Below are 13,720 nucleotides of genomic sequence, written 5' to 3' on the forward strand. Positions count from 1 at the left end.
GGTGATTTAATGAGAAGCTTCGGCCGCCTTGCGGGCCGCGATGCGGGCCTGCCAGTCCTTGCCGGCCTGGTTCATGTCGATGCCGGCGGCCGAGAGGTAGTTGTTGATGCGGCCCTTGTACTTGCCAAACCAGGCGTGCTTCTGCTCCGAGGTGCCGCCGTCCATGGCGTGCTCGCGGGCTTCCGTCAGCCAGGCCAGCATCTGGGCGCGCTGGGCTCCGGTCAGGTTGGGCAGCATGTCGTTGTAGGCCGTCATCGTGATGGGCAGCACGCCGTAGGTCATGCCGTCCTTCACCTGCTCTACCTGGGCCGGGGTGAGGCGGCGGCTCAGCTTCTTGAGAAACTGCGGGTGCAGCTTATCGATGGCGGCCGTGGTTTCGGTTTCCACCCGGGCCAGCTCGGCCTTGGTGGCATCCGTTTGGGGCTGGGCTTTGAGGGCGGCCCTGCGGGTTTTCTGCTGCTCGTAGATGTCGTTGAGGGCGCGGTACTGGTCGGCAATCACATCGCGCACCTGCACCGAGTCCTTGGCCTTCAGGCCATCGATTTTACCCACAATTTTGGCGGCCCGCTCCGTGATGGTGCGGGTGTAGGCGGCCTCTTTGGTTTCGGGCGCATTGGAGACCTGCGCCGAGGCGTGAAGCAGGGAAGTTGCCGAAAGAAAACCTGCCAGAAACAGGCTTCGCGCTATGTAATTCATGATTTGTGAATAGCTTCAGAAGAGCAGCAAGTTATCCACGCTAAAGAGGGGGAATGTGTCGGTTTTAACTAACTTATTGTACGATATTATCATGAGTGTGAAGTTCTCATTAACTCCATCGCTAATCACCGCCAAAAGTGCCCTTTCGCTAGCGTAAATGGCCTTTTGCTCTTCCAGGTGAGAGACCATGCCGCGGGCTAAAAGGTGCCGAAAAGCCCAAAAAAAGCCGCGCAATCGTTCCCGGAGGCCAGCCAGCCAGCCGCGTCAGAAGATATAATCCAGCACTAGCCCTCGGGCAAAGCGGCCGTGCTATATAGGGTTTGTGGGGTAGGTGAGGACATCATCACCGGCCGTTTGCGCCAGTAGTTGGCCAGAATGGAGCCCGAGATATTCATCCACGGGCTGAACACCGCTGCCGGCAGGCCCACCGTGCCCAGCTTGCCCATGCTGCCGGCCAGCCCCGAAGCCATGCCGCCGTTCTGCAAGCCCACTTCGAAGGCCACCGTGCGGGCCGAATTCACATCGAGCCCAAACAGCCGGCTCAGCCAGTAGCCGAAGAAATAGCCCGCCCCGTTGTGCAGCACCGAAGCCAGAAACAGCAGAAAGCCTACCCGCAGCAGGTTGTCGTGCCCGGCCGCCGTGGTCACGGCCGTGAAGTAGATAATGCCGCACATCGACAGGTAGGGCATTAGCTCATCGATGCGGGGCAGTTTGGCTGCCAGCTGATGGTAGAGTACGCCCACCACCAGCGCCGCCACCAGAAAACTGAAGATTTCCAGCATCTGCAGCAGCTCGGGGCCGGGCCGGGCGTTTGCGAAGAAACCCCACAAGCCCAGCGGCAGTGCCGCCAGCCACAGCACCCCGCTGCCGGCCAGCAGGCCCACCGTGCGCCGGCCCTGCGGCGCGGCCGTCTTAAGGTAGTCGTGCAGCAGCGCGGCCATGATGGGCACCAGCACGATTTTGATGATTTCCATCATCATGCTCACAAACTTCACCTCGATGAGGGTGCCGGCCAGCAGCTTTAATAATAAAGGAGTGAGAAACGGCGCCGCCAGCGTGGCCATGGCCGTGATGACGACGGACAACACCATGTTGGCGCGGGCCAGGTACACCATCACGTTCGAGGCCAGCCCGCTGGAGCAGGAGCCGATGAGGATGATGCCGGCGGCAATCTCGGGCTCGAAGTGAAACACCTTCGTCAGGAGCAAACCCATGAGCGGCATCACCGAAAAGTGGCACAGCAAACCAATGAGGACGCCCTTGCCGGTGCTGGCCAGCCCCGAGAAATCCCGGATGCTCATCTGAATGCCCATCCCAAACATCACCAGCTGCACCACCGCCAGAATCAGCCACTTGTTGCGCAAGTCCACGCCGCCCCACTGCTTAAACGCGCCGGGGTACACCATAGCGGCCACCACCGCCACGATTATCCAGGCCGTATACTGGTAGCTGCGCAGCAGGGGCAAGGCTTTCAGCCCCAGCGCCAGGCTCACCACGGCCAGCACCGCCGCCGGCTGCCACAGCGCCGCCTCGTGCCGGCTGATACCTACTAACAGGACGGCCAGCGCCAGGGCGCATATCACGAGGCAAAGCTGGAAGAGTCGGTTCATCGGGGTTGATTCAGGTAGCACATGCTTCAGCTTGTGCCCGTGAGAAATTTTGTGCAACGCCGCACAAGCCGAAGCATGTGCTACAAGGGGAGCCAGCGGGAGCTACGCCAGCTCCGCCGCCAGGTGCCGGACGGCAATGCCCGGGCTGGCCAGAATGGGCACCCGGCGGTCAGCGGCATCCAGCGCATCCACCACCCGCGCCATGCTGGCCTGGGCCAGCACAATGACCTCAACTTGCGTCACCAGCTCCTTGAGTGCCGCCGCCACGATGGCGTCGTGCTTGGCGCCGTCGCCACTCATGAGGGCTTCGAAAGCGCCTTCGCAGAGCACGGAGGTCAGCTCGATTTCGCGGCCGGCCAGGGCAGCGCGGCGCTGCACCAGGTCGGCGGTGGGGCCAAGGGTGGTGGGCAGCGTGGCGATGACGCCGATGCGCCGGCCGGTTTGCACGGCCTGGTCGGCCATGGGCTGGTCGACGCGCAGCACGGGCACGCCCGAGAGGCCGGCCGCCTGCTCCACCGCCGCGCCGATGGACGAGCAGGTGACCAGCACGTAATCGGCCCCGCCGGCTTCGGCCGAGGTCACGTAGCCCACCACGCGGCGGGCCACGGCGGGCGTCAGCGCGCCCTCGCGGGTGATGGTGCGCACCAGGCTGTCATCGACGATATTGAAAACCTGCACGCCGGGCAGGTGCTCGGCGCATAGCTGCTGGAACACGGGCACCAGCGTGGCGGAAGTGTGGATGAGGGCGAGGGTTTTGGGTTTCATAGTGGATGGGGTTTTGAGTGGTTATGCGCGGGTGGGTCACCTCACCCCCTGACCCCCTCTCCTGCGGAGAGGGGGAACCGGCTATGCACCTGACGAAGACGTTTTATAAAATCGTCAGGCTCCCCTCTCCGCAGGAGAGGGGCCGGGGGTGAGGTGACCCGGCAGGCGACCTTCCAGCAGCGCGCCAAAATAGTCCGGGGCGCCTACCTGGCCGCCTTTGAAGTTGACTTCAAGCCCATCGAGCGGGGAGCCGGGGGCGGTGGCGCGGCACAGCGGCGCGCCGGGGTAGAGGGGCGCCAGCATGGTCACGGCTTCGATGCCCATGGCGCGGGCGGCGTAGCTGGAGGTGTCGCCGCCGGCCACTACCACGCGGCGCACGCCGGTGTGGCGCACCACCGCACGGGCCAGGCGGCCCAGGGCCGTGCCCAGCTTTTCGGCCGGGAGGCTTTGCGTGCCGCCCGCCGCGCCGCCGTCGGTGTGGACGATGACGCTTTGGTTTTGCTGGATAAAGTCCGTGGCTTGCTGCTGGCAGGAAAGCAGCATTGCGTCGGCAGCGGCTTCGGATTCTTCAGCGGCTAGCCGTTGCGCATCGAGCACCACCTCCGCAAAGCCATTGGCGCGGGCCCAGGCAATTTGCCCGGCCGTGACGGGCGAGCAGCTGCCCGACACCACCAGCAGCGGCGCGGCCCGGCCGGGGTTGGGCCATTCGGCCACCGGGGTTAAGGTGTTGTTTTCCGCCCAGAATTGCCCCAGCGCCATTTCCACGCCCGATGAGCCGACCGAAAACAGCGGCACGGAAGCGGTGGCGTAGCTGTCGATGGCCGCGCCGATGCCCAGCAGCTGCTCCTCATAAAGCGCGTCGAACAGGATGACTTCGGCGCCGGCGTTTGCTTGAGCATCCAGCGCGGCCTGCATTTCGGCCAGTGGGCGGGTGATTTGCAGAATATCCAGCAGGCCGGTTTTCAGGCTGGTCTGGCGGGCGAGGTGGCGGCGCAGGTCGCTTTCGTCGGCGGGGGTGGTGGGGTGCTGGCGCATCGACGGATGCCGGTCGAGGCGGAAGATGCCGCCGCCGCTGCCGATGCCCAGCCGCGCAAACAGGTTGCCGAAGGCGCAGTAGCGGCCCAGCTGCGGCGCGGCCACCAGCAGCGGCACGAAGGCATTCGGAAACACAGCCCGGCCCACCTCCAGCGCCCGCCCGATGCTGCCGATGGTGGGCGAGGAATCGAACGTGGAGCACACCTTATAATGCACGTGGCGCGGCCCCAGCGCCCGCAGTGCGGCAAAGGCCGGCGCCAAAACGGCCTGCATGGCCGCCGGCGGCATGGCGCGGGTGAGGCCGGCCACGCCAATGGCATCCAGGCCGGGGTAGGCGGCGAGCTGGGCCGGCGTGGGCGGCGCAATGAACAGGGCCGTGCGCGCCCCGGCCCGGCTCAGGAATTCGAGCGCGTCGGTGCTGCCGGTGAAGTCGTCGCCGTAGTAGGCCAGGAGCAGGTTGTTCATTGAGAGCTGTTTAGCTGGCAGTAGTTCGTTGTCATGCTGAGCGCAGTCGAAGCATCTCTACCGCTTCGCCTGACGAGAAACCTCACCCCCGGCCCCGGTTCGCTTAGTGCGCGAAGCCAAAAGAGAGGGGAGCCGGACGAAGCGGTAGAGCTGCTTCGACTGCGCTCAGCACGACCGTTGAAGCGTTGATTTTACTTTTCCCCAAACTTCTCCACCGCCGCCGCAAATTCCGGGTGCTGCGCGGCAGTTTCGGCCAGGCTGCGGCCGTCCACCGCGCCCTGCCAGGCTTGGTGGAGCGCCTGCACGCCGGCCGCCGGGCCCAGGGGATGGGCCAGAATGCCGCCGCCGGCCATGTAGAGCAAATCGGTGGTGCGGGTGCGGCGGTAGGTTTCGAACGCCTGCCCGCCCCATTGGCCCGACGACACCACCGGCAGCACCGAATAGCCGCCCAGCAGCGGCGTCTGGCAGGCTTCGATGGAGGCCACCACGCTGTCGTCGGATTCCCAGAACTTGTTCTGGATGCCGTTGACGTGCAGCTGGTCCACCCCAGCCAGCCGCCAGAGCTTCTGGTAGGCGCGGAAGTCGATGCCCAGCAGCGGGTAGCGCGTGAGCATACCCCAGCCGTTGCGGTGCCCGTGGATGGCCAGCGCCCGCTGGTCGCAGATTTTGCGGGTGCCCGCCAGCCCCACGCTGTTGATGCTCACCATGGCGCAGGTGCCGCCGGCGCGCACCACGTACTCGTAGCGGCGCAGCATCTCGTCGATTTCCCCGCTGATGTTGAAGGCGTACATCACCTTTTTGCCGGTGCGGTCGGCGTGGCGGTTGATGACGGCCATCACGGCATCGACGCGGGCCTCGAACGGGGAGTTGGCGGCGGCCATCTGCAGCTCGTCGTCTTTCACGAAGTCGATGCCCGCCTCGGCCAGCGTGCCCACCAGCCCGGCGGTCTGCTCGGGCGTGAGGCCGATGCTGGGCTTGATGATGGTGCCGATGAGCGGCCGGCCCTGCACGCCCGTCAGCGCCCGGCAGCCCGCCACGCCGAAGGCCGGCCCGGCAAAGTGCGCCGCGTACGAGGCCGGCACGTCGATGTCCATCAGCTTCAGCCCCGTAAACTGCCGGATTTCGTACAGGTTGCCCTGCAGCGTGGATACCAGCAGCGGCAGGTTGTACCCGAAGTTTTCCACCGACCACGACACCCGCACCCGCGCCCGCTGGTAGGTGCCGGTGGCACTCGTCGCGCCCGGAATGGCTGGCTCGCGCACCGTGTCCAGCACTTCCACCGACTCCACGCGGGCGGCGAAGCGCTGCTTGAGCTCGGCCGTTTCGCCCGGCACGGCCACGAACGTGCCCGACGACTGCTCGCCCGCCAGCACGGCAGCAGCGGCGGCAGGGTCAAAAGGGGTTTCGATGTAGTAGGTAGCGGTAATGCGTTCCATTGAGTGTAGCGCGGACTTTTAGTCCGCGAGTGGAATAGTTGGCTGACGTTCAGATTCGCGGACTAAAAGTCCGCGCTACATCAACCCTGAAAAATCGATTTCAGATAAGCGGCGTTAGCCCCGAAATTTTTCTTCACGTTGCGTGGGTCGGCGGCGTCGCGGGAGCGTTCAATCACCAGCCAGCCCTGCCAGTTGATGTCGGCCAGCGTCTGCTTCACCTTCTTCATGTCGAGGCGGGTGTTGTTCTGCAGCCACACGCCGTCCTCGTCGGTGGCGTGCATCTGGCAGATGCGCTTGCCGCCCAGAATCTTCAACTCCTGGTGCAGGTCGCGGCCTTCTTTCAGCGGGTTTGAGAAGTTGAAGTAAATCTGGACGTGCTTCGAGCCAATGTCGTGGAGCAGCTGCACCTCGCCGGCGGCATCCAAGGCGGTTTCGATGCCGATGATGACGTCGGCTTTGCGGGCCATTTCGCCCACCACTTTCAGGCGCTCCACAATGGCGGGGCGCAGCGCGGGGTTTTTGCGCAGGTCGCCCTGCGTGCCAAGGGGCAGAAAGGCCACCTTCACGTTGAGGGCCTTCATCGTGTCGATGCAGTCCTGCACCATGCGCTGGTAGGTGGGGCGCGTGGCGAAGGACTGGGCGTAGAAGCCCGTCATGGCCAGCGAGCAGATTTCGAGGTTCAGCTCCCGGGCCTTGTCGATGAACTGCTGACGGATTTCGGGGTTGGCGAGCTGGTTGTCGAAGGTGTCGCGCTGGCCGAGGCCGCCCATGTCCACCTCCACGCCGTCGGCCCCGATGTCCTTGGTGAGCTGCAGCGCGCCCAGCTTCTGCCGCTTCAGAATCATCAAATCGACCACGGCGATTTTGTAGGTCAGCTTCTTTTTGGCGGGCGCGAGGGCGCTGGCCCAGCCGGGCAGGAGCAGGCCGCCCGTCAGAAGCGAGCTGGCTTTCAGGAAATCGCGGCGGTTGAGCGACATGATGTTCTAGCGGAAACCTCACCCCCTGACCCCCTCTCCTGCGGAGAGGGGGCACCGGTTCGTGAAGTCGGGTTTGGTGTCAATGATTGAGTTCGCGAGGGCAAAGCCGGTGCCCCCTCTCCGCAGGAGAGGGGGTCAGGGGGTGAGGTTTTCCGTCTGGTCGGTCCGAAACGGTCGGGCCGGTAATCCCGCCGCCGAAAACAGGTTGGGTTGCGCCACTTCATCCCAGCCGAAGCGCACGGCGGTGGGCTTTTTTACATTGGGAGCCGACACCAGTACCTGCGTGCCCTTGATGCGGGCCTGGGCCGGCACAAACACGCCATCGGCCCCGGCAATGGTGAAGTCCGTCAGTGCTTTGCCGTCTTTACTGATGAGTGGCGCAGCCGAAGCAAATGATACCGTAGCCACGCTGCCTTTCACTTTCAGGCTGCGGAAAACCGGCCCTTCGGCCACCACGCCGGGCACCTTGTAGGTATTCGCCAGGGCCAGCAGGGCCAGCCGCCGCCCGATTTCCCACTTGAAGCCGGGGTGAATGCCGCCCTCGGTATTGGCCAGGTCGGTGGTTTCAATCATGGCGGTGTGCGGCACCAGCGGCAGCACCGCCGCCTGCGCCTCGCGCATGCGGGGCAGCGTTTCGCGGGTCAGCACCACTTTGTCGTGGGTATCCGAATACTTGAACGGGGCCAGCGACACGTAGTAAAACGGCAGGTTTTGGTCGCCCCAGGCGCGGCGCCAGCTGCTGATGAGCGTGCGCATTTTCTGGGTGTAAGTCGTCGTTTCGGCCAAAAAGCAGTTGCTTTCGCCCTGATACCACAGGAAGCCGCGCAGCGTGAGCGGCACCAGCGGCCGAATCATCGGCTCCCAGAATTTGCCGGGGTCGCCATCGATTTTTTTACCAGCAAAAGCCGGGTCCTGCGCAAACGCGGCTTCCGAAACCCAGGGCTCGATGCGGCTGCCGGGCACGGCCGACGAAATCATCCCCACTGGCACGTGGAGGCGCTTATGCAGCTCCTTGGCGAAGAAATAAGCGGCGGCCGAGAACGAGCGCAGGGCCGAGTCTTCGGCCACGGCCCAGTCGCGGTGCAGCGAATCGGGCCGGGGCAGCGTCTTGCGATTGACCAGGAAAATGCGGATGGCGGGGTTGTGGGCGTAGTTCAGCTCGTCCACGGGGTTGGGGCCGGGCACGTCGGGGCGCGTCACCTTGCTGTTTTTGCGCATGGTGTACTCCATGTTCGACTGCCCCGAGCAGAGCCAGACTTCGCCCACCAGCACGTCCTGCAGCCGGATAACATTCGTGCCCGAAATCACCAGCTCCGCCGGCGTGGCCGCCGCCGTGAGCGGCTTCAGCAGCACCTGCCAGTGGCCGGCGGCATCAGCCACGGCGCGCGGGCTCTGCCCGGCAAACTGCACGGTCACGGCCTCGCCCGGCGCCGCTATTCCCCAGATGGCCACCGGCTTCTCGCGCTGCAGCACCATGTGGTGCCCAAGGATGCGCGGCAGGACGATGGTGGCGCGGGCGGGGCTGAGTGCGCAAATCAGGCATGCAATGGTCAGCCAAATGGCGGCAAACGAGCCTTTACGGGTCACCTCACCCCCCGGCCCCCTCTCCCGCGGAGAGGGGGAGCGTTCAACGATTCTCGCGTCTGGCTCCCCCTCTCCGCAGGAGAGGGGGCCGGGGGGTGAGGTGACCCGTAAGGGAGCATATGGCAGATAATTCCTCATTTCTTCGCCAGCCAAATAACCTCCGCCCCGCTGCCCGCACTGGCCAGCGTCACCACTTGCCCGCCTTTCACCGTTTCCTTCGAAGCTGCCACTGCGCCCGTTTTGGGGTTGATGCGGCGCACGATGAACGTGCCTTTCAGGGCCGATAAATCAACTTTCAGCGGCGAAGAACCGTCGCGGTACAGCAGCAGGCCGGTTTTGTTGTCGCCGATGGCCCACTGGTCGGCGGGCTTGCCGGGGAGTTCTACCGGCGACATATCAGCCACGGCGGCGGCGAAGCGGGCGTCGGCCACGCGGGGCACGCTGGCCATCGAGCCGCCGGCCAGCAGCGTGGCCCAGCCGAAGGCGTCGGCCCCGTCGGCCGAGTAGAGCACGGCTTTGTCGGGGAACTGCTGGCGGTACTCGCGCACGGCCCGGTACACCTGCTCGAACGAGCTGCGCTTGGGCGGCGTGAGGCGGGCGTGCTGGCGCGGGGCCAGGTTCTGGCCGCCGGCCGGGGCGTAGGCGCTGCCGTTGAACTGGTAGTGCCAGTAGTTGATGTCGATGACATCGACCACTTTAGCGCGGGCGGGGTCGGCCAGAATGGCGTCCTGCACGTCCTTGGTGGTGCTGAGGGCGATGAGCGGGTGCTGCCCGGTTTCGGCCTCCCACTCCTGAATGGTGTCGAGCCAGAACTGCACGAAGGCCAGCGGCCCCGTAAACTCGGCCCCAATCAAATGAATGACGCCCGACTTGCCCACGAAATTGTTGAGGTTCTGGCGGATGTAGGCGCGGTGCAGCGGCCGGCGCGTGGCATCGGTCACGTCGTAGAACTGCTCGGCCATGAAAATGCGCTTATCGCCGGCGTAGGGCGCGGGCTCCGGGAAGCCAGTGTTGTTGATGTTGTTGACCGGCCGCCAGGGGAAGTCGGCGTAGTGCGCGCCGGCCTCGATGATGTTGTGCTGGAAATAATGGTGGTTGAGCAGCACCAGGCTTTTCTGGTCGGCCAGGTCCACAAATTGCCCCAGGCGGCTCCAGTACCACTTGTTATACTTCGTGAGGTCGTATTTGCTGAGGCCGTCCCAGGCCTGGCCCTGCCCGCTGCGGGCAAAAGGCAGTTCGTAGAACGGCGCCCACACCTCGCCATCCATCCGGCGGATGCGCTCGTGGTCGTCGCGGCGGCGCTCGTACCACAGGCCGTAGTTGTGGCTGAGGGCCACGATGTTGTCGGCCCGCAGCGAGTCGGTCATCTGGCCGAGGTCGTCGGTGAGGCCGCGCCCGGTCTGGCCCGGCACGAAGCGCGTGGCGTGGGGCTTGGCCTGGGGCAGGCCGTAGGGGCGGGCGCTGCCGTTCCACCAGGGCACTTCCTGGCTGCGGCCCAGCACGAGGGCCTCGCCGCGCAGCAGCACGCCGTGGGCCAGCCGCAGGGCCGGGGCGCTGGCGGGCGCGGCGGGCGTTTTCACCCCGATTTTGTCGATGGCCGGGGCCGCGTTCTGGGTCGGAATCGGTTGGCGCGCAGGCGCCGCATCCACAAATGCCAGCACGGTAGGAGCGGGGTTCACCGAGAGGCGCGTCAGCTCCTGGGCCACGGCCACTTTGGGGCTGCTGGATGCCTCGGTGGGCACCGGCAGCAGAATGGCGCGGGCTTTGGCCGCCTCGCCCAGCCGCTCCTGCAGCTGGGCGTAGTAGAGGCTGCGCGGGTTGATGTTTTCGTTGGATTGGTCCCAGAAGCCGTTGCCGCCGAACTGCGCCCAGGTGCCGAAGGCCCAGTTCTGGGCCGTGGGCGGGCGGTAGCAGTCCACGCGGGCGGCGGTGCACTGCCAGAGCACGCTGTTGGCCACGGCCCAGCCGGCGCCCTGCCCGTCCTGCTCGCGGTTGCCGAAGCGCAGGGCCTGGCCGTACTCCTTGATGATGTCGAACAGCACGCCCGAAGCCCAGCTGTCGATGCCGCCGCTGAAGCTGAGCGCGTTTTCGGCCTCGCACTGCACGAAGGCGTTGGGGCCGGGCGCGCAGAAGCCCACGGCAAAATCGTGGTAGCCATTTGCCGCGTACAGCCGCTGAAACAGCATCTGCTGGCCCAGGGTGTAGAAGGTATTGCGCCGCTCGTTGCCGATTTCGGAGATGGGTTCCGTCGATTTGCAGTCTTCCACCGTCACGCGCCGGGCGGTGGCCTGCCCCAGCACCGCCGAGCCCGCGAAGTGCCGGAACGCGACCTGCCGCACCCAGGCATCCTGCACGTTATCGAGCACGATGGCCATCCAGCGGTGGGCCTCGTCCTTGGCATTGGCGGCGTCGAAGGTTGATTCGAGGCGCAGGTTTTCGATGCCCACTTCGCTAAGGCGGCCGGACCAGGTGTAGCGGGCCACGGTGCCGCCGCCGTAGGTCTGGTCGAGGGCTGTGGTGAGGGGCACGTCCAGCGTCAGGCCGGTGGCATTCACGGCCACCACCTGCCGGTCCCAGCTGATTTCGCGCTGGCCCGGCTTCCAGCCCAGCGCCGACACGCCGCCGCCAAACGTTTCCATTTCCAGCTTCTTAATCCAGGCGGCGGTGCAGGGGCGGCGCACCAGCACATGGTCGCCCACTTTGAAGGCGCGGGGGTTGGCCACGCGCACCGTGCGGGCATTCACCGGCACGTATTTATCGGTGATGGCCTGGGCGGCTTCCACCTGGCGGTCGGCGCGGCCCTGCACCGTAATGAGGTGCTCGCGGCCGAAGCCGGTGCCCAGCACGGTGGTGCCGCCGTCGGCCATGCCGCTGCCGCGCAGCACCACGCCCGAGGTTCTGATAAGCAGCCGCCCCGCCACTTCATAGGTTCCCTTGTCCAGCAGCACCGCGCCGCGCAGGCCGTCCTTGCCCGGCGGCAGGCCGCCCACGTAGTCCAGCGCCGACTGAATCCGCGCCGTGGCGTCGCCCGCCCGCACCGGCACCGTCACCTTAATGGCAGCCGTGGGAATGGCCGCGTCGCCGCCCCGGTAGCCGCAGTAGGAAAAGTCCGGCACCCGGTTGCCCAGCGAATCCGGCGCATAAGCCAGCTTGCCATCTTTGTACTCGATGGCCGAGGGCGGCGGCAGCGGCTTGGGCTGCTTCTGCGCGGCGGCCGGAAAGCCTAGCAGCAGCAGAAACAGGAAGGGGCGGAGCGGGTGGGGCACGGGTGGAAAGATATGGCGGCTGTTCAACGGAGTAGCCTCACCCCCGGCCCCTCTCCTGCGGGAGAGGGGAGCCACGGCGGCGCGGGATGTAGCACATGCTTTAGCTTGTGCCCGTTTGCAATGCTGTTCAACGCTGCACAAGCTAAAGCATGTGCTACAGGAATCGTCCGGCTCCCCTCTCCGCAGGAGAGGGACCGGGGGTGAGGGGCTACGGCTTCACCGTGCTCAATGCCACCAGGCCATTGAGGTAGTTCTCGATGTTCGAATAGCCGTTTTTCGCAATCGCAGCGGCATCGGCCGCGTTTTTCGGGTCGAGGCCGTTCTTCTTTTCGTAGTCGTCGGGCAGGCCGTCCTTGTCGGCGTCGGCGTAGGGCTTGCCCTTGTACTCGGGGTAGCCGCCCACCTGCACGGGGTCGGTGATGATGCCCTGCTTGTAGGAATCGATGGGCAGGCGGCGGTGCTCAAACTGCGTGGTGGGCAGCTTCACGTTCTTGATGTACTCAATCTTGCCGGTGCGCACCTGCTCAATCACGCGGGTATCCACGGGGTCGCGCTTGGGCAGGATGGCCCCGGCGTTTTCCAGCACGTAGGTGTAGGCTTTTTCGGCCGGGATGATGGTCATTTCCGGCATCGGCAGGGGCTTGTCCACCTTCATGTCGGCCTGGTACTTGCCGGCGTTGGGCTGCTCTTCCACCTGCACGCCGCCGTTCCAGTTGTCCTTGGTCACGTCGGGGAATCCTTCTACGATGTTGCCGGCCACGTAGGCCCGGCCGTACACCTGGTACTTCAGCTTGCTGCGGCCCGATTCGGGCTTCAGAATGCGGTGGCCGATGTTGGTATCCTTCGGCGTGGAGGGGCCGGGCTTGTAGTAGTTGTTGATGATGTTGTAGAGGGCGCGGTAGTCGCCGCCGTCGGTGGAGCGGTGCACCCAGTTAAACATCACGTTGTTAGCGAAGTTGAACACCCCATTCCAGCCGATGGACGGGTTGCGGCCGGCGTTGTCGGCCCACAGGTTGCGCATGAACGTACAGTTCTCGCCGCCCAGCGTGCTGCCGAAGGCGTGGTTCCAGGTGTCGAGCGCCTCCGAGAAGATGGAGTTCTGGATAGTGATGTTCACCGTGCCCAGCTTCTGCTCCGGAATGCCGGTGCTGTCGTTGTACATGTGGCGGTACATCGACATGTTCTCATCCAGGCCCCACGAGGCCGATACGTGGTCAATCATAATGTTGCCCACCGGGTTGCCACCGATGGAATCGTCGCGCCGGCCCACATTCGTCTCGCCCCGACGGAAGCGCATGAAGCGAATCAGTACGTCGTGCGTGTTCAGCCACACCGATTCGCCGGCCACGCAAATGCCGTCGCCGGGCGCGCTCTGGCCCTCAATGGTGATGTAGGGCGCCCGAATCATGAGCGGCGTTTTGAGGCGGATGATGCCCGCCACGTTGAATACAATAATGCGCGCGCCGCCCTGCTCGCAGGCCTCGCGCAGGCTGCCGGGGCCGCTGTCGGCCAGGCTGGTCACCACAATCACGCGCCCGCCGCGCCCGCCAAACGTGTAGGCCCCGCCGCCCTCCGCACCCGGAAATGCCGGGATACTGGCCTGCGGCAAATCAATCGGCCGGGCGGCCCACGGAATGTAGGGCTTGCCCTCGCGCTGCTCCTTCTGAATGATGGGGTAGGCCTTGTTCCAGGCAATTTCAGACTGCCGGTAAGCGTCCTTCATCATGGCCTCGCTGGCCTTCTGCACGTCCTGCGGAATCTTCGGATACTGGGCATGGGCCGCATACTGCGTCGAAAAAAAGAGGCCGAGGGCGCAGAGGGAAGCAACTGGTTTGTTCATAAGCGGGGTGGGGGAGTTTGGATGCAACGAAATAACAGGACAAAAA

At 65.2% G+C, this 13,720-nt stretch carries 9 protein-coding genes; all 9 read right to left on the reverse strand.

Annotated elements, in window-relative coordinates:
- Nucleotides 1–6: 6 nt before the first annotated feature.
- Complete coding sequence (locus ACYVHT_RS07840) at nt 7–696, reverse strand: DUF3826 domain-containing protein (RefSeq protein ID WP_460549768.1); 690 nt, start codon at nt 694–696, stop codon at nt 7–9.
- Between the two features lie 284 nt (nt 697–980).
- Nucleotides 981–2,306, reverse strand: a complete 1,326-nt coding sequence (locus tag ACYVHT_RS07845) for a bile acid:sodium symporter family protein (protein ID WP_460549770.1) — start codon at nt 2,304–2,306, stop codon at nt 981–983.
- A gap of 102 nt (nt 2,307–2,408) precedes the next feature.
- Nucleotides 2,409–3,071, reverse strand: coding sequence for an aspartate/glutamate racemase family protein (locus ACYVHT_RS07850; RefSeq protein WP_460549772.1), 663 nt, complete (start codon nt 3,069–3,071; stop codon nt 2,409–2,411).
- 114 nt (nt 3,072–3,185) lie between these two features.
- Nucleotides 3,186–4,571: a four-carbon acid sugar kinase family protein gene (locus tag ACYVHT_RS07855; RefSeq protein ID WP_460549774.1), complete on the reverse strand. Its 1,386-nt coding sequence runs from the start codon at nt 4,569–4,571 to the stop codon at nt 3,186–3,188.
- Between the two features lie 191 nt (nt 4,572–4,762).
- Entirely contained in the window at nt 4,763–6,007 is a 1,245-nt protein-coding gene (locus ACYVHT_RS07860) for a ribulose-bisphosphate carboxylase large subunit family protein (RefSeq protein WP_460549776.1), read from the reverse strand.
- Nucleotides 6,008–6,087: 80 nt separating this feature from the next.
- Entirely contained in the window at nt 6,088–6,984 is an 897-nt protein-coding gene (locus tag ACYVHT_RS07865) for a sugar phosphate isomerase/epimerase family protein (RefSeq protein ID WP_460549778.1), read from the reverse strand.
- A gap of 135 nt (nt 6,985–7,119) precedes the next feature.
- On the reverse strand, nt 7,120–8,571 hold the full coding sequence (locus ACYVHT_RS07870; RefSeq protein WP_460549780.1) for a sialate O-acetylesterase family protein: 1,452 nt from the start codon (nt 8,569–8,571) through the stop codon (nt 7,120–7,122).
- Nucleotides 8,572–8,702: 131 nt separating this feature from the next.
- Nucleotides 8,703–11,834, reverse strand: coding sequence for a DUF6298 domain-containing protein (locus ACYVHT_RS07875; protein WP_460549781.1), 3,132 nt, complete (start codon nt 11,832–11,834; stop codon nt 8,703–8,705).
- A 208-nt stretch (nt 11,835–12,042) separates the two neighbouring features.
- Nucleotides 12,043–13,674, reverse strand: coding sequence for a pectate lyase family protein (locus ACYVHT_RS07880; protein ID WP_460549783.1), 1,632 nt, complete (start codon nt 13,672–13,674; stop codon nt 12,043–12,045).
- Nucleotides 13,675–13,720 lie beyond the last annotated feature (46 nt).

Source organism: Hymenobacter daeguensis, assembly GCF_054780555.1.